The organism is Myroides sp. C1519 (assembly GCF_038039755.1).
In the GTDB taxonomy this organism is placed as follows: Bacteria; Bacteroidota; Bacteroidia; order Flavobacteriales; family Flavobacteriaceae; genus Flavobacterium; species Flavobacterium phaeum_A.
Map to the genome: position 1 here is coordinate 76,000 of NZ_JBBPHM010000012.1, position 21,425 is coordinate 97,424.

The 21,425-nt window shown below is 31.7% G+C and carries 20 protein-coding genes and 1 tRNA gene; 14 read left to right on the plus strand and 7 right to left on the minus strand.

The window, feature by feature from the left end; all coding sequences use genetic code 11:
• The first annotated feature begins 14 nt into the window (after positions 1-14).
• The 8 genes from AABL81_RS08550 to recN all read left to right on the plus strand — a co-directional run bounded on the left by AABL81_RS08550 (position 15) and on the right by recN (position 7,028).
• Complete coding sequence (locus tag AABL81_RS08550; RefSeq protein ID WP_158209284.1) at positions 15-527, plus strand: DUF6913 domain-containing protein; 513 nt, start codon at positions 15-17, stop codon at positions 525-527.
• 16 nt (positions 528-543) lie between these two features.
• A complete protein-coding gene (gene dapA, locus AABL81_RS08555; RefSeq protein ID WP_158209283.1) occupies positions 544-1,428 on the plus strand; it encodes a 4-hydroxy-tetrahydrodipicolinate synthase in 885 nt (294 codons plus the stop codon).
• 6 nt (positions 1,429-1,434) lie between these two features.
• On the plus strand, positions 1,435-1,950 hold the full coding sequence (locus tag AABL81_RS08560; protein ID WP_158209282.1) for a ferritin: 516 nt from the start codon (positions 1,435-1,437) through the stop codon (positions 1,948-1,950).
• A 162-nt stretch (positions 1,951-2,112) separates the two neighbouring features.
• On the plus strand, positions 2,113-2,919 hold the full coding sequence (locus AABL81_RS08565; RefSeq protein ID WP_158209281.1) for an outer membrane protein assembly factor BamD: 807 nt from the start codon (positions 2,113-2,115) through the stop codon (positions 2,917-2,919).
• Positions 2,920-2,933: 14 nt separating this feature from the next.
• Positions 2,934-3,251 carry a DNA-directed RNA polymerase subunit omega gene (locus AABL81_RS08570; protein ID WP_090410122.1) on the plus strand — a complete coding sequence of 106 codons (318 nt, stop codon included), beginning with the start codon at positions 2,934-2,936 and terminating at the stop codon, positions 3,249-3,251.
• Positions 3,252-3,265: 14 nt separating this feature from the next.
• Positions 3,266-4,474, plus strand: a complete 1,209-nt coding sequence (gene coaBC / locus AABL81_RS08575; RefSeq protein WP_341340822.1) for a bifunctional phosphopantothenoylcysteine decarboxylase/phosphopantothenate--cysteine ligase CoaBC — start codon at positions 3,266-3,268, stop codon at positions 4,472-4,474.
• Positions 4,467-5,351, plus strand: a complete 885-nt coding sequence (gene porD, locus AABL81_RS08580; protein WP_341340823.1) for a type IX secretion system protein PorD — start codon at positions 4,467-4,469, stop codon at positions 5,349-5,351. The genes coaBC and porD overlap by 8 nt, the downstream gene beginning before the upstream one ends.
• A gap of 21 nt (positions 5,352-5,372) precedes the next feature.
• Positions 5,373-7,028, plus strand: coding sequence for a DNA repair protein RecN (gene recN, locus AABL81_RS08585; RefSeq protein WP_158209278.1), 1,656 nt, complete (start codon positions 5,373-5,375; stop codon positions 7,026-7,028).
• Positions 7,029-7,114: 86 nt separating this feature from the next.
• Here recN and AABL81_RS08590 read toward each other — a convergent pair whose 3' ends face one another.
• From AABL81_RS08590 to AABL81_RS08615, 6 genes are all read right to left on the minus strand, one after another.
• Complete coding sequence (locus AABL81_RS08590) at positions 7,115-9,337, minus strand: NADP-dependent isocitrate dehydrogenase (RefSeq protein WP_158209277.1); 2,223 nt, start codon at positions 9,335-9,337, stop codon at positions 7,115-7,117.
• A 241-nt stretch (positions 9,338-9,578) separates the two neighbouring features.
• Positions 9,579-11,987 (minus strand): GumC family protein, encoded by a 2,409-nt coding sequence (locus AABL81_RS08595; RefSeq protein ID WP_158209276.1) that lies wholly within the window; start codon positions 11,985-11,987, stop codon positions 9,579-9,581.
• Positions 11,988-11,991: 4 nt separating this feature from the next.
• The gene (locus AABL81_RS08600) at positions 11,992-12,777 is read right to left on the minus strand and encodes a polysaccharide biosynthesis/export family protein (RefSeq protein WP_341340824.1); all 786 of its coding nucleotides are present in this window, start codon (positions 12,775-12,777) and stop codon (positions 11,992-11,994) included.
• 235 nt (positions 12,778-13,012) lie between these two features.
• Complete coding sequence (gene lptB, locus AABL81_RS08605) at positions 13,013-13,753, minus strand: LPS export ABC transporter ATP-binding protein (RefSeq protein WP_158209274.1); 741 nt, start codon at positions 13,751-13,753, stop codon at positions 13,013-13,015.
• Positions 13,754-13,758: 5 nt separating this feature from the next.
• Entirely contained in the window at positions 13,759-14,607 is an 849-nt protein-coding gene (tatC, locus tag AABL81_RS08610; RefSeq protein ID WP_199269103.1) for a twin-arginine translocase subunit TatC, read from the minus strand.
• A 1-nt stretch (position 14,608) separates the two neighbouring features.
• Positions 14,609-15,574: a KpsF/GutQ family sugar-phosphate isomerase gene (locus tag AABL81_RS08615; protein ID WP_158209273.1), complete on the minus strand. Its 966-nt coding sequence runs from the start codon at positions 15,572-15,574 to the stop codon at positions 14,609-14,611.
• A gap of 89 nt (positions 15,575-15,663) precedes the next feature.
• Between AABL81_RS08615 and AABL81_RS08620 the strand changes: the two genes are divergently transcribed.
• Positions 15,664-17,859: a RecQ family ATP-dependent DNA helicase gene (locus tag AABL81_RS08620; RefSeq protein ID WP_341340825.1), complete on the plus strand. Its 2,196-nt coding sequence runs from the start codon at positions 15,664-15,666 to the stop codon at positions 17,857-17,859.
• A 144-nt stretch (positions 17,860-18,003) separates the two neighbouring features.
• Here the strand turns inward: AABL81_RS08620 and AABL81_RS08625 are convergent, their stop codons facing one another.
• Entirely contained in the window at positions 18,004-18,243 is a 240-nt protein-coding gene (locus AABL81_RS08625) for a hypothetical protein (RefSeq protein WP_158209271.1), read from the minus strand.
• Positions 18,244-18,822: 579 nt separating this feature from the next.
• On the opposite strand from AABL81_RS08625, the gene idi reads away from it, so the two are divergent.
• The 5 genes from idi (at position 18,823) to AABL81_RS08650 (ending at position 21,329) form a co-directional block, all read left to right on the plus strand.
• Complete coding sequence (idi, locus tag AABL81_RS08630) at positions 18,823-19,350, plus strand: isopentenyl-diphosphate Delta-isomerase (protein WP_090410522.1); 528 nt, start codon at positions 18,823-18,825, stop codon at positions 19,348-19,350.
• A 3-nt stretch (positions 19,351-19,353) separates the two neighbouring features.
• A complete protein-coding gene (locus AABL81_RS08635; protein WP_158209270.1) occupies positions 19,354-19,767 on the plus strand; it encodes a 6-pyruvoyl trahydropterin synthase family protein in 414 nt (137 codons plus the stop codon).
• A gap of 112 nt (positions 19,768-19,879) precedes the next feature.
• Positions 19,880-20,848: a type I phosphomannose isomerase catalytic subunit gene (locus tag AABL81_RS08640; protein WP_158209269.1), complete on the plus strand. Its 969-nt coding sequence runs from the start codon at positions 19,880-19,882 to the stop codon at positions 20,846-20,848.
• A gap of 62 nt (positions 20,849-20,910) precedes the next feature.
• Positions 20,911-21,174, plus strand: a complete 264-nt coding sequence (locus tag AABL81_RS08645) for a hypothetical protein (RefSeq protein ID WP_158209268.1) — start codon at positions 20,911-20,913, stop codon at positions 21,172-21,174.
• 81 nt (positions 21,175-21,255) lie between these two features.
• Positions 21,256-21,329: transfer RNA gene (locus AABL81_RS08650), tRNA-Thr, on the plus strand.
• Positions 21,330-21,425 lie beyond the last annotated feature (96 nt).

Consider the following 21,425-nt stretch of genomic DNA (forward strand, 5'->3'; position numbering starts at 1 on the left):
AAATTGGAGCTTATATGTGGTTTAACACTTTGAAGAAAAGAGCAATACGAAAAAGTGTTGAGAGTGCTAAATTAACGCCAGTACCTACGGATTTTAAATACGAATTTAAAAAGATAGGTATTGTAGTTGAAAAAGCAGATTCGACAATGCTTTCGGAATTGCTGGAGGCTTTGAACACGAAAGGTGTTAAGCAAAGTCAAGTACAGTTTCTTGTTTATTCAAATGATAACAAAGAATCAAAAGGAGATGAGAATTTCTTTAAAATAAAAGACTTTACTATGTCTGGAAGTACAGATAAAAAAGAAGTGTTAGATTTTATAGGAGCAGATTACGATCTTTTGATTAGTTATTACACAAGTGATAGTGCGCCATTATTGTGGGTGACTGCAAAGTCCCTTGCAAAATTTAAGGTTGGTATTTCGTCTGTTAATACAAAGGGGAACCATTTTTGTTTAGAGGTTTCTGATTTGAATGTTAAGAGTTATATCGACAACTTATTCAAATACATTAAAGTTTTTAAAAAATAATTAATACATTAAAACTATGCAATCACTTATTGGTACGGGAGTGGCATTAGTAACGCCATTCAAAAGCGATTTCTCTGTAGATGTAGAAGCATTACAGAGATTGGTAGAATACACAATTTCAGGAGGAGTTGAATATCTTGTGGTATTAGGAACTACAGGAGAATCAGCAACATTGAGTAAGGAAGAGAAACAATTAGTCAAGCGTACCATAAAGCAAGTTAATAACAAGAGATTGCCTTTAGTGTTAGGTGTAGGCGGCAACTGCACTCAAGGAGTATTGGAAGAATTAACGGAGGAAAACTTAGAGGGTTTTGATGCTATATTATCAGTGTCTCCATATTATAATAAACCAACGCAAGAGGGAATTTATCAGCATTTTAAACAAATTGCCTTAAATAGTCCATTGCCGATTATATTATATAATGTACCTGGTAGAACAGGAAGTAATATGAATCCAAGTACAGTGATTCGCTTAGCAAATGATTTCGACAATATCATCGGAATTAAAGAAGCTGCGGGGAGTATGGTACAAGGAATGGAATTAATTAGACAATCAACACGTAAAGATTTCTTAGTGATTTCTGGTGATGATGCAATAGCTTTACCATTAGTATTAGCAGGTGGAGCAGGAGTTATTTCTGTAATTGGACAAGGGTTACCACAACAATTTACAGATATGATACGTTTAGGATTGAAAGGGGAAGTGAAAGAAGCTTTCGCTCTTCAATACCAATTGATGCCTATTATAGATATGATTTTTGAACAAGGAAATCCAGGAGGTATCAAAGAGATCTTGAAGTTAGCCAATGTTACAGATCATTGTGTAAGATTACCTTTGGTTAATGTAGATAATGATTTAACTTCAAGAATAGAAAAAGAGTATAGTAAAATAGTAAAATAAAAAAGTATGTTATCAGAAAAATTGCAAAATGCTTTAAATGAGCAGATAAAGTTAGAAGGAGATTCTTCTCAAATTTATTTAGATATGGCTTCTTGGGCTGAAATTCAAGGTTTTGAAGGTATTGCAACTTTTATGTTTGCTCAGTCAGATGAAGAACGCCAACATATGCTTAAATTAGTTAAGTATGTGAATCAAAGAGGTGGAGAAGCAGTTATTCCTGCTATTACAAAACCAACTTTAGATCATACTTCTATTAAAGGATTGTTTAAACAATTATTTGATCACGAGGTATTTGTATCTAAAAGTATTAACGAATTAGTACATATTGCATTAGAAGATCGCGATTATGCTACACATAACTTTTTACAATGGTATGTAGCAGAACAAATAGAGGAAGAAGCAACAGCGCGTACAATCTTAGATAAGATTAATCTTATTGGAGATGATAAAGGAGGGTTATATTTATTTGATAATGATATCAAGAATTTTAACCAAGAAGCAAATACTAATCCAGTAAATTAAGCGTTTAATTTATAACGAATTAAGAGAAAAGATGTCTTTTTTGACATCTTTTCTTTTTAGTATAAAAAGGTTTTTGTATAATGCAATTATTAATTTAAATTTGCATTTGCTTTGACAGGACTATCTTGGAAATGCTATTGTTTAAAACAACGAAAAACATATATGAAAAAATATATTGGTGTATCTATTTTAATACTTTCTTTTGCGAGCTGTGGGCCTATGCAAAAGGCATTAAAATCAGAAGATTATGAATATAAGAAAGAAGTAGCTAATCAATTTTTTGAGAAGAAAAAATATAGAAGCGCTATTCGTTTGTATGAACAATTGGAAAATGTGTATCGTGCAAATCCAAAAGCAGAGGAGATGTATTACAACTTTGCAGAGGCGACTTATCAAACAAAAGATTACATTTTAGCAGGACAAAGATTTAAAAGTTTTGCAGCTGTGTATCCAAGAAGTGAAAAAAGAGAAGAAGCTTTGTTGAAAGAGATTAAATCAGGGGTTCAGTTATCACCTGTTTATTCATTAGATCAACACGTTACTTATGCAACAATAGAGAAGTTACAGTCTTTTATAGATCAGTATCCTGCGTCAAACTTTGTATTCGAGGCAAATAGTATTATGTCTGATATGAATCAAAAGTTAGAGCAAAAGGCTTTTGAAAATGCGAAGCAGTTGAATACAATCGGAGAGTGGACAAGAAATTATGGTGCTGCAATTATAGCATTAGATAATTTTATATATGATTACCCAGGTACAAAGTTTAAAGAAGATGCTTTGTACTATAAATTTGATTCTGCGTACAAATTAGCAATGAACAGTGTTGCATCAAAGGTTGAAGATCGTTTAAATACGGCAAAATCAATGTACGAAACCCTTATACGTTTTAATGCTGAAACAAAGTATAAGGATAAGGCAGATGATATGATTAAAAATGTAAATAAAGAATTAGCAAAATTTTCAAAATAACTTAAGCGAAAGAGATGGATTTAAAGAAAACAAGTGCTCCGGTTAACACAATTACTTATAACAAAAATAAGATTGAGCAGCCTACAGGAAATATTTATGAGGCTATTACTATTATTGCAAAGAGAGCCAACCAAATCAATACAGAAATCAAGAATGAATTGGTTCACAAGTTGGAAGAGTTCGCTACAACTAATGATAGTTTAGATGAAGTTTTTGAAAATAAAGAACAAATTGAGGTTTCTAAGTTTTACGAAAAGTTACCTAAAGCTCACGCTTTAGCTGTTGAAGAATGGTTAGAGGACAGAGTTTCTTACAAAGAAGTTGTAAAATAATAAATACTTAGCGAATGTCAGTGTTAAGCGGAAAGAAAATATTACTGGGTGTTACTGGTGGAATTGCCGCTTATAAGACGGCAGCTTTAGTACGTTTACTTATAAAAGCAGGTGCAGAGATACAAGTTATTATGACACCTGCTTCTCATCAATTTGTGACTCCTTTTACTTTATCTACTTTATCAAAAAAGCCAGTATATACTAAATTCTTCAATGCTGGTGATGAAGGAGGAACATGGAATAACCACGTAGATTTAGCGCTTTGGGCTGATTTTATGATCATAGCTCCCGCTACTGCAAATACGTTAGCTAAAATGACTAATGGTATTTGTGATAATCTATTAATGGCTATTTATTTATCTGCTAAATGCCCTGTATTTGTTGCTCCTGCTATGGACTTAGATATGTATGTTCATCCATCTACGGATAGAAATATAAATCTATTAACGTCTTATGGTAATATTATTATACCTGCAGAAGAAGGAGAACTTGCGAGTGGATTAGTAGGTAAGGGGAGGATGGCAGAACCAGAACATATTCTTGATTTTATTGATGCACATTTTAATACTTCATTGCCTTTAAGGGGTAAGAAAATTCTAATTACTGCAGGACCAACATATGAACCGATAGACCCTGTGCGTTTTATTGGAAATCATTCTTCTGGAAAAATGGGGTTTGATATTGCAATGGAAGCTGCCACAAAAGGAGCAGAGGTTGTTTTAGTGTCTGGACCAACGAATCAAAAGATTAGTCATCCATTAGTGAAAGTGATTAGTATCCTTTCAGCTAAGGAGATGTATGCAGCTTGTCACGAGTATTTTGAATCTGTTGATGCTGTAGTTGCAGCTGCTGCAGTTGCTGATTATCGACCTAAACATGTTGCAGATCAAAAAATCAAAAAGAATAGCGAAGAGTTTGTTATCGAAATGGATAAGAATCCGGATATTCTTGCTTCTTTAGGGGCAATTAAAAAGAAACAATTCTTGGTTGGTTTTGCTTTAGAGACACAGAATGAGGTGGAACATGCTAAGCAAAAAATAGTTAAAAAGAATTTAGATTTAATTGTACTAAATTCTTTAAATGATAAGGGAGCAGGTTTTGGTAAACCAACAAATAAAGTTACCTTTATCGATAAAGATTTTAACTTAGAACCTATGGAGTTAAAATTGAAAGAAGAAGTAGCAATAGATATTGTACAAAAAATAATTGATCATTATGCATAAACTTATTTGGCTTGTCGGTTTATTTTTTACAGTTTGCATTAACTACGGACAAGAGTTAAATGCGAATGTAACAGTTAATCACAGTCAAGTAGGTAATAGTAATCAAGCTTACTTCAAAACATTAGAAAAATCTCTTAAAGAGTTTATAAATAATACGAGTTGGACTTCTAAAAAGTTTGCACCTTCGGAAAGAATAGATTGTTCTTTTTTCCTAACTGTAAATACATACGGGAATAATACAGTTTCTGGCTCACTGCAGGTGCAATCTTCTCGTCCTATTTATAATTCAACTTATTCATCAACAGTTTTTAGTTTTAACGACAAGGATATAACATTCAATTATATTGAGTTTGAACCGTTATATTATAATACGAATTCATTTGATTCTAATTTAACTTCATTGATAGCGTATTATGTTAATGTGATTATAGGATTAGATAATGAAACATTTTCAAAAGGAGGTGGAAGTAACTATTTTCAAGCTGCTTCATCTATAAATTCAATTGCGCAACAATCAGGTTATAGAGGGTGGAAACAAGCAGATGGGACAAATAATAGGTATTATTTGATAAATGATATTGTAGCAGGAACTGGCTTGCCTTTTAGAGATGCTTTGTATACATATCATCGTATGGGAATGGATATTATGGCAAGTAATGTAGAACAAGGTCGTGAAGGGATTTATAATGCGTTGTTAGAATTAGAAAAAATACATAAGTCTAAGCCTAATTCATTTTTAGTACGCGTTTTTTTAGATGCTAAAAGCGATGAGTTAGTTAATGTTTATTCAGGTGTTACAGATAAAAATAAGAAGAGAGTAATTGAAGTGCTTAATAGAATAGCTCCGTTGAGTTCTTCTAAATGGAATAGTTTATAGTTTTAAAGCGTTATATAATATATGCTTACATCATTAACCATAAAGAATTTTGCTTTAATAGAATCGCTTAATATCGATTTTTCAGATGGGTTCTCTATAATTACTGGAGAAACCGGTGCCGGAAAGTCTATTTTATTAGGGGCGTTAGGTTTATTACAAGGAAAAAGAGCAGACTTATCATCTTTAAAAGATAAGGAAGAGAAGTGTATTATAGAAGGGTATTTCACAGTAGAGCCTTATAAATTACATGAGTTATTTGAGCAATTGGAGCTTGATTATGAAGGAATGACAATTATAAGAAGAGAGATTTCTCCTTCTGGAAAGTCTCGTGCTTTTGTTAATGACACTCCTGTCAACTTAGGTACTCTACAAGAATTAAGTGGATATCTAATTGATATACATTCACAACATCAAACACATGAATTGTCTGATGAAACTTATCAAATACAAATTTTAGATGCTGTTGCAGGAAATTTTAAACTTCTTGATAAGTATCAGAGTAATTTAAAAATTTACAAAGGTTTACAATCGAGTTTAAAGCAGTTGCTTAAACAGCAAGCAGATTTGATAAAAGAGCATGATTATAATACTTTTTTATTAGAGGAATTAGAGGCTGCTAATTTAGCCCATATCAATCAAGAAGAACTTGAAGAAGAATATGAGAAGTTAAACAATGTTGAATTTGTACGTGAAAATTTTGGTCAGTCAATTAGTCATTTAACAGATGATCAAGTAGGGATTATTTCTGGTTTAAAAGACGTTCGTAATCTGTTGCAAAAAACAGCTTCTTTTTCAAAGGATTTTGAAGAACTGTATAATAGAGTTGCGAGTGTAGAAATTGAGGTTGCTGATATTGCAAGTGAAATAGAAAGTCAATTAGAAAATGTTTTAGCTGATCCTGAACAATTAAATCTGATAAATGAAAGATTGCAATTGTTGTATTCTTTACAGAAGAAGCATCAGGTAAATACTGTTGCTGAATTGTTAGAAATAGAAAAGGAATTAAGTGATAAAGCTTTTTTAGCTACCGGGATAGATGATAAAATTGTAGAAACAGAAAAGAGTATTTTAAAATATGAGAGTATTTTAAATGATTTAGGATCACAATTATCAACAGCAAGATTAAAAGCTGTGCCTGTATTACAAGAGCAGATTTTAGAGATATTGAATTTGGTAGGAATGCCTAATGCGAATTTTAAATTTGATATTAAGGAGACTTCCCATTATTATCACAATGGTAAAGATGAGATTCAATTATTGTTTTCAGCTAATAAGGGAATGGACTTTGGCTTGTTGAAAAAAGTTGCTTCAGGTGGGGAATTGTCTCGTATTATGTTAGCTATTAAAGCGATTTTAGCAAGTTACTCTAATTTGCCTACCATTATATTTGATGAGATTGATACGGGTGTATCAGGAGAAGTAGCAGATAAGATGGGCGAAATTATGAAGAGAATGGGAAATAGTATGCAAGTTTTAGCAATAACCCATTTACCTCAAATTGCTGCTAAAGGTAAACAGCATTTTAAAGTGTTTAAGACATCTAATGATGACACGACTACTTCACAATTAGTATTGCTTAATTATGAAGAGAGAGTTAAGGAAATAGCTCAGATGTTGTCAGGAAAAGATATTACAGAATCAGCACTAAATCACGCTGTAGAACTTTTAAATAAATAGAAAGCACTTTTAGTAGGTGTTTTAATAAAATAGAAAAGGCGACTAATATTTATTAGTCGCCTTTTTATATATATTATAAATGCTAATTAAGCAATACTATCAACGATAGTGTTTAAAGTATTACTTGGACGCATTGCTTTAGAAGTAGCTTCAACTTGAGGTTGGTAATAACCACCAATAGGTTGTGCATTTCCTTGTGCAGCAATTAACTCTTCGTTAATCTTAGCTTCGTTTTCAGCCATTGCTTTAGCAATAGGAGCAAACTTAGCTTTTAATTCTACATCTTTATCTTGGTTTGCTAAAGCTTCAGCCCAATACATAGCTAAGTAGAAATGAGAACCTCTATTGTCAATTGACCCTACTCTACGAGCTGGAGATTTATCATTATCTAAGAACTTAGCAGTAGCTTCATCTAATGTTTCAGCTAAAACCATTGCTTTAGGATTATTTAATGTTTGGCTTAAGTGTTCAAAAGAAGCACCTAATGCTAAAAATTCTCCTAATGAATCCCAACGTAAGTATCCTTCTTCAATGAATTGCTCAATGTGTTTAGGAGCTGAACCACCTGCACCAGTTTCAAATAAACCACCACCATTCATTAAAGGAACGATAGATAACATTTTAGCAGAAGTACCAACTTCTAAAATAGGGAATAAGTCAGTTAAGTAGTCACGTAATACGTTTCCTGTTACAGAAATAGTATCTAAACCTTTACGGATTCTTTCAACAGAAACTTTAGTAGCTTCAATTGGAGATAAGATTTGAATATCTAATCCTGTTGTATCGTGATCTTTTAAGTAAGTATTTACTTTCTTAATAATTTCTCTATCATGAGCTCTGTTTTCGTCTAACCAGAAAATAGCTGGTGTTTCAGATAAACGAGCACGGTTTACTGCTAATTTAACCCAGTCTTGAATAGGAGCGTCTTTAGTTTGACACATTCTGAAGATATCTCCAGCTTCAACATTTTGTTCGAAGAAGATATTTCCATGTTCATCAGAAACTCTGATAATTCCGTTTGCTTCAGCTTGGAAAGTTTTATCATGAGAACCGTATTCTTCTGCTTTTTGAGCCATTAAACCAACGTTTGGAACAGATCCCATAGTTTGAGGATTGTAAGCTCCGTTAGCTTTACAGTCTTCAATTACAGTTTCGTACACTCCAGCGTAGCAACGGTCTGGGATAAGAGCAATTGTATCTTGTTGCTTACCTTCTTTGTTCCACATTTGACCAGAAGTACGGATCATAGCAGGCATAGAAGCATCAACAATAACATCAGAAGGAACGTGTAAGTTAGTGATTCCTTTGTCAGAGTTTACCATTGCAATAGCTGGACCGTTAGCGATAGCAGCATCAATAGCAGCTTTTACTTCAGCTTCCTGTGCATTACCTGCAATTTTAGCATATAAGTCACCTAATCCGTTATTTGGGATAATTCCTAATTCAGCAAATAACTCAGCAAATTTAGCGTAAACCTCTTTGAAGAATACTTCAACAATAGCACCAAAAATGATTGGGTCAGAAACCTTCATCATTGTTGCTTTTAAGTGAGTAGAGAATAATACACCTTTAGCTTTCGCTTCTTCTTTAATTTCAGAAACAAATGCTTTTAATTTATTTACGTTTAAAGCTGATGAGTCAATAACTTCTCCAGCTAATAAAGGAGCGTAGTCTTTTAATAATTTTACTGAACCATCTTTAGCGATGAATTCAATTTTGTATTTACAGTTATTTGCAACTGTAACTGATTTTTCACTACCGTAAAAATCACCTTCTGGCATAGAAGCTACTCTTGTTTTAGAGTCAGCAGACCAAGCACCCATTGAGTGTGGATGTTTTTTAGCGTAGTTTTTAACTGCTTTTGGAGCTCTACGGTCAGAGTTACCTTCACGTAATACAGGGTTAACTGCAGAACCTAATATTTTTGCAAATCTTGCTTTGATAGCTTTTTCTTCATCAGATTTTGGCTCAGCTGTATAGTTTGGTACAGCATATCCGTTTGCTTGTAATTCTTTAATTGCAGCATTTAACTGAGGAATAGAAGCAGAGATATTAGGAAGTTTAATAATATTAGCTTCTGGTGTTTTTGCTAATTCTCCTAATTCAGCTAAAGCGTCACCAATTCTTTGGTCTTCTTTTAGGAATTCAGGAAAAGTTGCTAAAATACGTCCAGCTAAAGAGATGTCGCGTGTTTCAACATCTATATTTGCAGTTTTTGCAAAAGCTTGAACAATTGGTAAGAACGAATACGTAGCTAACATCGGAGCTTCATCAGTAAACGTGTAAAGGATTTTAGATTTTTGTGTCATTTTTTTTAGTATTTAAATGAAAACAATTTTATCGTTAAATATTTTCGGTCGAAAACTTGTAAATTCTTAAGCAAATATACTAAATAGGTACGATAATCTTTGATGTTTCTATGGTTATTACTATAGAATTGTCAATTTGATAATCAGAGGTTTTTATATTTTTGTTTTGGTAGTATTTGCTATAATATTTTGACATATTAATGAAAAAGGTCACTCTTTTTTAGAGTGACCTTTTCTTATATTACTTTTTAAATAATTTTTTCCACCAAGGTGTTTGAGTTGTTTCTACATCATGGCCATAACCATAACCATATCCGTAACCATATCCATAACCACCATAACCTTTAGTAGTCATAGTATCATTTAAGATAATTGACATATTTGGAAGCTTACCTTCTTTATGTAGGTCATTAGGTAATTTCAACATTCTCTTATCTAAATAGTTTGCTCTTGCTACGTAAATGAATGTATCTGCATATTTAGCAACCAATAATGTGTCTGTTACAAGGCTTACTGGTGCTGTATCTACAATAATATAATCATATTGCTTTCTTAATTCAGCAAACATTTCTCCAATTTTGTCACCCATAAGCAACTCAGCAGGGTTTGGAGGAATAGTACCTGCAGGTAAAGCGTATAAGTTTTCATATCCATCAATCTTAACAATGTATTGATTGATATTTTCTTCTTTTTTAAGCAAGTAATCTGAAACCCCTTTAGTTGGTAACATTATGTAATCATCTAAACGTGGATTACGTAAATCTAAACCTATTAATAAAGTCCTTTTTCCTGACAATGCAATTGTTGCAGCTGTATTAACAGAAGTAAACGTTTTTCCTTCTTTAGGGAAAGTAGATGTTAAGAATATCATTTTAGCATCACCTTCTTTTACACCACTTAGCATAAACTCAAGGTTTGTTCTAATAATACGTAAAGCTTCTGCTGTACTTGTTCTACTTGCGATATCAACAATTTTTGAGTTATCATCAGAATGAGGTATATCACCTAAGAAAGGAACAATTGTGTTCTCTTCTATATCTAATCTGTTTTTAACTTTTGTGTCAAGTAAATTGCGTAAGTAAATAATTGCAAAAGGAATTAATCCTCCTAAGATTAAAGCTGCTAATAATATAATAGCTTTTTTAGGAGAAACAGGTTTATCTGAGCTTTTAGCTTTATCAATGATCTTAGCATTTTGATCAGTTGCAGCTAAAGCAATTGCTGTTTCTTCTCTCTTTTGGAATAGATACAAGTAAATAGCTTCTTTTACTTTTTGTTGTCTGTCTATAATTCTAAATTCTCTTTCTTGTTTAGGTACTTGAGATAATTTAGATCTTAATTCTGTTTCTTTACTTGTTAATTCTTTATGAGTGATTTTTAGAGAACTTTGTAAACGCAATAAACTTTCGTGTACAGAAGCTTTCATAGAGTTAATCTGATCTTCTAATTTAACTAAAGCAGGGTTTATTTTAGTTGAACTTGTACTAAGTTTATTTCTTTCTAAAACAAGCTGATTGTATTGATTAATTAAGCTATTTGAACTTGGATCAGAAGACACAATATTCCCAGGTAATAACTCATTTGGTTTACTGTTTTTTAAGAAATCAATTAAAGAAGAAACAACTTTTAACTCTGTTTCATTTTCAATAATTTGTTTTTCATAAACATTAGCATTCTCTAAGTAGATTTTTAATTCAGTAGGAATGTCAGTAATACTATTTTTCGCTTTATAACCTTCTACACTTTTTTCTACATCACCTAATTCTTCAGTAATTAAAACTAAGCGTGAGTCAATAAATTCAGATGTTTTTTCTGAAATAAAGCGTTTATCAGCAATAGCATTATCATTATAAATAGTAATTAAATTATTTAAATAATCAATTGCTTTTGTAGGTGTAGGGTTTAAAATAGATAAGTCTAAAACAGTTGAGAATTTATCAGTAGGTGCAATTTGTACTTGCTTAGTATAGTAATCAACTACTTTTTGAACAGGAGTAATTTGTACTACAATATCCTTAACATCTTCTTCAGCCTTATCTTCTTCTGTTGATAGTTTTAATGTTGGTGTTTGTTTAGGAGCATTTTTAGTAACAATCAATTTACCTAAAATAGTATGTACAACTTCTCCATATTTATAATTACCAATTTCATTTTTTTCCTTATCAAGTAATGTGAAAGAATCGTTTGTAATGTTTTTTACATAGAAAGTGTAGGTAATATTATCGAAGTCAAATACTCGTTCTACAAAATCAAAATGAATAGGACTATTGTCATACATTTCACTTGTAACAACTGTTCCTTCATTTAGATAAGCAATGTTCAAAGCTAATCGTCTAACAGTTTTCTCTGCAAGACTACGTGATTGCAATACTTGAACTTCATTTTCAACATTACTTTTTCCTCCTGAAAACATCCCTAAGTCCGCAAAAGCAGCCATTTCTGAAGCTATTCCACCACCTCTTTTATCATCTTTTACAATGATAGTAGTATTTATTTTATAGATCTTTTCGCTATAACGTAAATAAACGAAAGCAATACAAAGTGTAATAAAAATACTAACAACAAACCATTTCCAGTGAATTAAGAATTTATCTATCTCTTCCCTGATATTGATGTTAGCATTTTCTTGATTGTCAAATTTGTTTTCCATACTGTTATTTAATTGATAAAGCGATAATAGTTACTAATAAAGATAAAGCTGATAAACCTAAGCTTAAGTTAGGACCAACAACAGATGAGTTTACTCTTGTCTTATTAGGTTCTACGTAAACAATATCATTTTGATTAAGATAGTAGTAAGGAGAACTCATGAAGTCAGCTTTTGTCATATCTACACGAATAGGAATTCTTTTTCCATCTATTTCTCTAATTACAAGAACATTATTTCTTTTTCCATAAACAGTCATATCTCCAGAAAGAGCGATTGCTTCGGTAAGAGTTAATCTTTCACTTGTAATATTATGAACTCCAGGTTTATTAACTTCTCCTTGAACTGTTACTTTATAGTTCATAATTCTCAAGTTAATAATAGGATTATTTATGTACTGACTTATTTCTTTAGTTAGTAACTCAATAGCTTCAGCTTTTGTTTTGCCTGCTATTTTTAATGTCCCTAAAACAGGAAATTCAATATTACCATTACTATCTATCAAATAAAGCTGTTGTTGCATTTGACCTGAGCCTGCTGGATTATTAGGGTTTGTAGTCATTGTATTAACTAAGTTAAATGGCGCAGCAGCCTGAATGTCCTCAGCAGAAACAATGATCATTAATAAATCATCAGCTCTAAATTTAGTTTCGAAATGAGTAGCGCTTGTTTCTTTCAATAAAACATCTTCAACATTTTGGTAGTAAACAAGTTTTTCTCTTGAAGCACATGATGTTAATAACAAGATAGCTCCTAATAAGAAAGATAATCTCAATGCAATTTTATTTTTCATATTTTTTTTTGCAAATATAAAGTTTCTAAATAGTCAAAAAAAAGTGTTTTAGCAGATTATCTGCCAAAACTTACTTTTTCTTAGTGAAAGTAAATTGATTGTATCGTTTTTTTTAATTTAAAACGCTACTTATAATCTTTTTATGGTCTTATGTTTGTGTAATAATTAAGTAAAATTGAATACTTATATGTAATCGTTGTCAATTTTAGATAGGTTAAAAGAATGTAAAAAAAAATTAAAAATGTAGTTTCTTTTTACGAAGTTCGAAATTTTGTCCTAAATAAACTTTTCTTACCATTTCATCTTCTGCTAATTCTTCCGGCATACCTGCTTTAAGAATTCCTCCTTCAAACATTAAGTATGTTTTATCTGTAATAGCTAATGTTTCTTGAACATTGTGATCAGTAATTAAAATACCGATATTCTTGTTTTTAAGTTTAGCTACAATTCTTTGAATGTCTTCAACTGCAACAGGGTCAACTCCAGCAAAAGGTTCGTCAAGCAAAATAAACTTAGGGTCAGTTGCTAACGCCCTTGCTATTTCAGTTCTACGTCTTTCCCCTCCAGAAAGTAAATCTCCTCTGTTAGTTCTAATATGTTCTAAACTAAATTCTTCAATAAGAGACTCCATTTTAGCAATTTGCTCTTGTTTCGATAATTTTGTAAGTTGTAAAACACTTAAGATATTGTCTTCAATACTTAACTTTCTAAAAACAGATGCTTCTTGTGCTAAGTACCCAATACCGTGTTGTGCTCTTTTATACATTGGGAAATCTGTGATTTTGGTATCATCTAAATAGATATTTCCACTATTTGGTTTTACCAATCCTACAATCATATAGAAAGAAGTGGTTTTTCCAGCTCCATTTGGACCTAATAACCCAACGATTTCTCCTTGATTTACTTCAACAGAAATTCCTTTTACTACTTTTCTTTTCTTGTAGATTTTAATTAAATTATCAGCTCTTAATTTCATGTTGATTATTCTGTTTTAGTCAAGTTAGTGTTTTTATTGGTATCTAATTTTTTATCTCTTTGAACAAACTTAGAGATATAGATACTAACTTCATATAAGATCAATAGTGGTATAGAAACTATAATTTGACTTATTACGTCTGGAGGTGTAATGATAGCAGCTACAATTAAGATTAAAACAATAGCATACTTTCTATATTCTCTCAAAAATTGAGGAGAAACTAAATCCATCACAGACAAGAAGTAGATAATAATAGGTAATTCAAAAACTAACCCACAAGCAATAGAGGTTGTTTTTACAAGACCTATATATGAATTTATATCAATTTGATTTTTAACTATATTACTGACTTCTAAGTTAGCTAAGAAGTTGATAGACAGAGGTGTAATTACATAGTATCCGAATACAACTCCTAAAAAGAATAATAGAGAAGAAATAACAATAAAGACTTTAGCGTATTTTTTTTCTTTTTGATATAATGCAGGGCTAATGAATTTCCATATCTCCCAAAGAATAAATGGAACTGCAAGTATGAATCCTGCTGAAATACAAGTCCAAATTAAAACAGAAAACTGCCCATCCATTGTTCTATTCTGTATTTCGAAAGGTAAATCTTGACTACAAAAACTTTGATCTAAATTAAATTTTTGAGCAATTTTACAAAAGAATTGGTACGTAACAAAATCCTTGCTTTTTGGAGCAAAGATTACTTTATTAAATATAAAATCGCTAAAAATAAATGCAATCACACCACCTCCAAGAATGAATCCAGTTGATCTTACAAGTAACCATCTTAGTTCTTCTAAATGATTAAGGAAAGACATTTCCTTATTAGTGTTATTCGATTTAGCCATATTATACTATTCCTTCTTTTAAGATATCGTGTAAGTGGATTACTCCTACGTATTTTTCATTTTCTGTAACAAGCAATTGAGTTATAGAGTTGTCTTCTAACATTGATAACGCTTTAGACACATGTTCATTGCTTTCAATTGATTTTGGATTAAAAGACATAATTTCTTTTGCTGTAAATCCAGATAAATTATCATTTTTCTGTAACATTCTTCGCAAGTCACCATCTGTAATAATTCCGATTAGTTTATCATTTTCAACTACAGCAGTTACTCCTAATCGTTTCTCTGATATTTCAACAATCACATCTTTTATAGATGAGTTTGGAGAAACCATTGGTCTGTTCTCGCTTTTCAGAATATTTTTCACCAAAAGTAGTAATTTTTTACCCAATGCACCACCTGGATGATACATTGCGAAATTTTCTGCATTAAAGTTTCTCAATTCAATTAAACAAGCAGCTAATGCATCTCCTAAAACTAATTGAGCAGTGGTGCTGTTCATCGGAGCTAAATTATTCATTTCAGCTTCTCTTTCTACTTTAGATAATAATATAAAATCTGCTGATTTTGCTAAGAAAGATTTTTCATTTGCCGTTATAGCAATTAATTTATTACCGTGTCTTTTTAAAAGAGGAGCTAAGACTTTTATCTCAGGGCTATTTCCACTATTAGAGATGCAGATAATACAATCTCCAGGTTGAATTAAACCTAAATCTCCGTGGACAGCTTCTGCGGCGTGCATATAAATTGCTGGAGTACCTGTTGAATTCAATGTTGCAACTATTTTTGCTCCAATAAGTGCACTTTTGCCTATTCCTGTCACAATTGTTCTCCCTTTGCAATTAAAAATTGTTTCAACTGCTTTTTCGAAATCTTCGGTTAAGTAATTGATTAAGTTTTTAACACTTTCACTTTCAGATAGTAAAGTATTTTTTGCTGTGTTTAGTATGTTTATTGCTGTGTTCAAAATTAGCGAATGTTAAATATTAGGTTTGAAATAAAGAAATTGCTTACCTTTAGGTACTGCAAATTTATGTAAAATACCATACAAAAATAATGAAATCAACTGAAATTGACTTGCACAAGGAGTTAAAGAGATTTTTTGGCTTTTCACAGTTCAAAGGTCTTCAGGAAGATGTGGTCAAAAGTATTATCTCAGGACAAAATACTTTTGTGATTATGCCTACAGGAGGAGGGAAATCTCTTTGCTATCAATTACCAGCTTTAGTATTAGAAGGTACAGCTATTGTTGTTTCTCCATTAATTGCGTTAATGAAGAATCAAGTTGATGCAATCCGTAGTTTGTCTTCCGAACATGGAGTTGCTCACGTTTTGAATTCATCTTTAACAAAGACTGAAATTAATCAGGTAAAAGAGGATATTAAAAATGGGGTTACCAAGTTGCTATATGTAGCACCAGAGTCTCTGACTAAAGAGGAGTATGTGAGCTTTTTACAAGGTGAGAAATTATCATTCGTCGCTATTGACGAAGCACATTGTATTTCTGAATGGGGTCACGATTTTAGACCTGAATATAGAAACCTTCGTAATATAATTAGACATTTAGGAGATATTCCTATCATTGGGTTAACAGCAACTGCTACCCCAAAAGTTCAAGAGGATATTTTAAAGAATTTAGAAATACCCGATGCAAACGTTTTTAAAGCCTCATTTAATAGACCTAATTTGTACTATGAAATAAGGCCGAAAACAAAAAATATTGAAACAGATATTATTCGTTTTATAAAGCAGCATAGTGGTAAATCTGGGGTTATTTACTGTTTAAGTAGAAAGAAAGTTGAGGAGATTGCTAATGTACTTCAAGTAAATGGAGTTAGTGCAGTACCTTACCACGCTGGTTTAGATGCAAAGACTCGTGCAAAACATCAAGATATGTTTTTGATGGAGGATGTAGATGTAGTTGTAGCTACTATTGCATTTGGTATGGGAATTGACAAGCCAGATGTACGGTATGTAATTCACCACGATATTCCGAAATCATTAGAAAGTTATTACCAAGAAACGGGTAGGGCAGGACGTGATGGAGGTGAAGGACATTGTTTAGCTTATTATGCTTATAAGGATATTGAGAAACTTGAAAAGTTTATGGCTGGTAAGCCTATAGCAGAGCAAGAGATCGGTTATGCTTTGTTGCAAGAGGTTGTAGCTTATGCTGAAACTTCAATGTCAAGAAGAAAATTCTTACTGCACTATTTTGGAGAAGAGTTTGACGAAGTGAATGGTGACGGTGCTGATATGGATGATAATACTCGTAATCCTAAGAAGAAAGTAGAAGCAAAAGATGAAGTAGTAAAATTGCTTCAAGTTATTAAGGATACTAAGCAAGTCTATAAAACTAAGGAAGTGATTTTTACTTTATTAGGTAAGGTTAATGCGTTGCTTAAAGTAAATAAAACTGATACACAAGAGTTTTTCGGTATTGGTAAAGAGCACGATGAGAAATATTGGATGGCTTTAGTTAGACAAGTCTTAGTTGCTGATTTTTTACGAAAAGACATCGAAGCTTATGGTGTATTAAAGCTGACAGAATTGGGATTGAATTTTATTCAAAATCCGGAATCATTTATGATGACAGAGGATCACGAATATTCAAGAGAAATTACTGATGGTGATCTAAATATATCTAAATCTAATTCGGTTGCTGACGCTGTTCTTATTGGTATTCTTAAAGATTTAAGAAAGAAAGTGGCTAAGAAAGCAGGTGTTCCTCCTTTTGTTGTTTTTCAAGATCCATCATTGGAAGAGATGGGATTAAAATATCCTATTACACTTGAAGAAATGGCTAATATCATAGGGGTTAGTGAAGGAAAAGCAAAGAAATATGGAAAAGACTTTGTTGATGTTATTAAAAAATATGTAGAAGAGAATGATATTATTAGACCAGATGATTTAGTTGTTAAATCAACAGGTGCAAATTCTGCATTAAAGTTATACATTATTCAAAGTGTAGATAGAAAATTATCTCTTGATGATATTGCAAGTGCTAAAGGATTAGATATGGATGCTTTATTGAAAGAGATGGAGCAGATTGTTTATTCAGGTACTAAATTAAATATCAGTTATTGGATAGATGATGTGTTAGATGAAGATCAACAAGAAGAGATTTATGATTATTTCATGGAATCTGAAACTGACAATATAAAGGCAGCAATGGCTGAGTTTGATGGTGATTATGATACTGAAGAGTTGCGATTAATGCGTATTCAGTTTATGACGAAAGAAGCAAACTAAATCAAAATTGCACAAATAAATAAAATAGGGTGGTCTGTAAGGCCACCCTATTTTATTTATATTTTACTTGTACCCTCGTATAGATAAAGGGTTTAAATTTCCTATCCTCTATTAATTTTTTTAGACAGCTTCTTTTTTTTGTTTTTAATCTTGGTATAATTCTCCTCTGTGAGGTTTTAGTATATCACGAAGTTGTCTCATTTGCTCATCATTAACTACCATGTAAGCAATAGAATGAAATTCTGACAGCTGGCTGTAATCTATTATTGAAATAGAAAGTTTTTCAATAGCAACATATTCTTTCAAATGGATAACGTGATGTTCAGCTGTTTTTTCTCCTGCAGGACCTTTAAAATCCCAAATTAGTTTAATTTTTCGTTCCATTATTATTATCGTATTTGGCTCAAAAGTAAGTAAAAATAAATAACATTAAGTTAATTATTATTTACTGAGAGCGCTAAGTAAAAGTGATTTGTTTTAAAGAAAAGTGAGGTTTACAAGAAATTATGAGTATACTTTTTATAGGAGTTCTGTATGGATCAGTACGTTTTAAAGAAGCTTCTAAGGACAATGGTGGGACAATGGTCCGACTATGCTTCGACAAAATAGCTTCAATCCCTTTAAACTCGGAGGATTGTGGGACAATAGTCGGAGAATTGTTGTATTTGTTTAAATCAATTATTGTATTAAAATATGCTTGAATGCCTTGTAGAATAAGCGATATAGGCTGTTTTTTATAAAAAAAACACTTCGTGTTACAAGGTGTTTTTTTTCGCATATTCTCTTTTTTTGAGTTCATATTGCTTTAAAAGTAGCTTTTTTATAGCTTTTTTTACTTAAAAAAAGAGAAGTAAGTAGTTATGTTATTGTTTTTCTATTAGAAATAGTTTTAGATGAATAATTAAAGAAATTAGTTATACCATATCTTTTTTGTATTTTTGAAATTGTTATAATTTTTACGGTATGAAAGAAGAATTTGTGATATTAGTTAATGAAAAAGACGAACAGATAGGTTCAATGGAAAAAATTGAAGCGCATCAAAAAGCTTTATTGCATCGTGCTTTTTCTGTTTTTATTTTAAATGATAAAAATGAAGTTATGTTACAGCAACGTGCTTCAGAGAAATATCACTCTCCTTTGTTATGGACAAATACCTGTTGTAGTCACCAACGTGTAGGTGAAACTAATATAGAGGCAGGTAGAAGACGTTTGATGGAAGAAATGGGATTTGAAGTACCATTGAAAGATGTTTTTAATTTTATTTATAAAGCGCCTTTTGACAATGGACTTACAGAACATGAATTCGATCACGTAATGATAGGGTATTATAATGAAGAGCCTAATATTAATTTAGAAGAAGTAGAAGCTTGGAAATGGATGTCTGTTGAAGGGATTAAATTAGATATGGAGAAACATCCAGAAATTTATACTGAATGGTTTAAAATAATCTTTTCTAAGTTTTACCATTATATAGAGGCTCAAAAAAAGTAATATATGAAATTAAGAGTTAGTCGTAAAGCCCATTTTAATTCAGCACATCGCTTGTTTAGAAAAGAATGGTCTGATGAAAAAAATCAAAGGATTTTTGGGAAATGTAATAACCCCAATTATCATGGTCATAACTATGAACTGATAGTTCATGTTACTGGCGAATTGGACTTAGAGACTGGTTTTGTAATGGATTTGAAAGAGCTTTCAGATTTGATTAAGAGAGAGATAGAAGAAGCCTTTGATCATAAAAACCTGAATTTAGATGTTCCTGAGTTTGCAAATTTAATTCCATCTGCTGAAAATATAGCTGTGGTAATATGGCAAAAATTAAGACCTTTTATTCCACAGGATAAAGAGTTAGAAGTAGAATTATATGAGACTGCAAGAAATTTTGTTTCTTATAAAGGAGAAAACTAAAATTTAAGTCTTATTACTAAAAGTTGTAACTTGCGCCTTCGTTTTTTTGGAAAAGCGGATAGGAAAAGTTTAATAGACTAAAGTCTATATATTAATTGATTTGATTTAGCGTATGAATTTTATACAGTATCCAATACTATTTAATCCAATACTAAAGGATCGAATATGGGGAGGAACGAAGCTAGAATCAGTACTTGGAAAAGATATTCATTCTAGTGAAGTAGGAGAGAGTTGGGAGATTTCTGGAGTGCCTAACGACATTAGTGTTGTAGCTAATGGAGCATATAAGAGTATGGAGTTGGATAAACTTATTAGAGCTTATCCACAAGAAGTATTGGGTAATTCAATCATAGAACGTTTTGGATTACATTTTCCATTATTATTTAAGTTTTTAGATGCTAAGGAAGATCTGTCAATTCAGTTGCATCCAAATGATTTATTAGCAAAAACACGTCACGATTCTTGTGGTAAAACAGAAATGTGGTATGTTATGCAAGCAGATCCAGGAGCAAGAGTTGTAGTTGACTTTAAAGAAGGGGTTACTCAAGAAAGTTATTTAGAACACTTAAATAAGAATACATTACCTTCTATTCTTAAAGAAATTCCTGTTAAGAAGGGAGACGTTTTCTTTATAGACGCAGGTACTATCCATGCAATTGGAAAAGGAGTCTTACTTGCTGAAATTCAGCAAACATCTGATATTACTTACCGTGTTTATGATTGGGGAAGAGTTGATGCTAAAGGCAATTCAAGAGAACTGCACGTGGATTTAGCTTTAGATGCTATAGATTATAATAAGAAAGAAGTAGAATTACAATATTCACAAGAAAAGAATACTATCAATAAAATAGTGGAGTGCCCGTTTTTCTCCGTTAACTATATTCCTTTAAAAGGAGAGTTTTTTAAACAAAAAGATTCTCAAAGGTTTTATATTTATGTAGTTACAGAAGGGGAGTGTGCAATGACTATTGGTTCTGAGAAGTATCAATTTCAAAAAGGGAATACAATTTTAGTACCAGCGATAATTGAAAATATTCAATTGTCAGGGAATGCTACACTTTTAGAAATATTTGTTTCTTAAAAAAGTAGTATAGGATATTTTAAAATTGTAGATTTGTTTCAAATTTAAAATAAGATAGAATTATGGCAAGTGTAAAAAACTTAAAAAAAGATATTCACTATGTATTAGGTGATATTATTCAAGCTATTTATATTCACGAAATGACTACTAATGGAGTTACTGAATCTACTAATGCATTATTAGAAGAAGCATTAAATTCATTCGATGAATTGATCGATGAAGTAAACGCTAAGAATGTTGAAAATAAAAAAGCACATTTTAAAGGAGTTTATACAAAACTTGAAACTGTTGCTGGTCAATTAGTTGAGAAAATAAACGCTCTTTAGTAGAAAAAAAAGATAAAAAAAAACGCTGAAGGTCTTGTAAAATACAAAAAGCGTGCTATCTTTGCACTCGCAAAATGAGTCGCCGGTGTAGCTCAGTTGGCTAGAGCAGCTGATTTGTAATCAGCAGGTCGTGGGTTCGAGTCCCTCCATCGGCTCATATTTTTTTGAAGAGTTTATATTGTAATATTGTTGAGTCGCCGGTGTAGCTCAGCTGGCTAGAGCAGCTGATTTGTAATCAGCAGGTCGTGGGT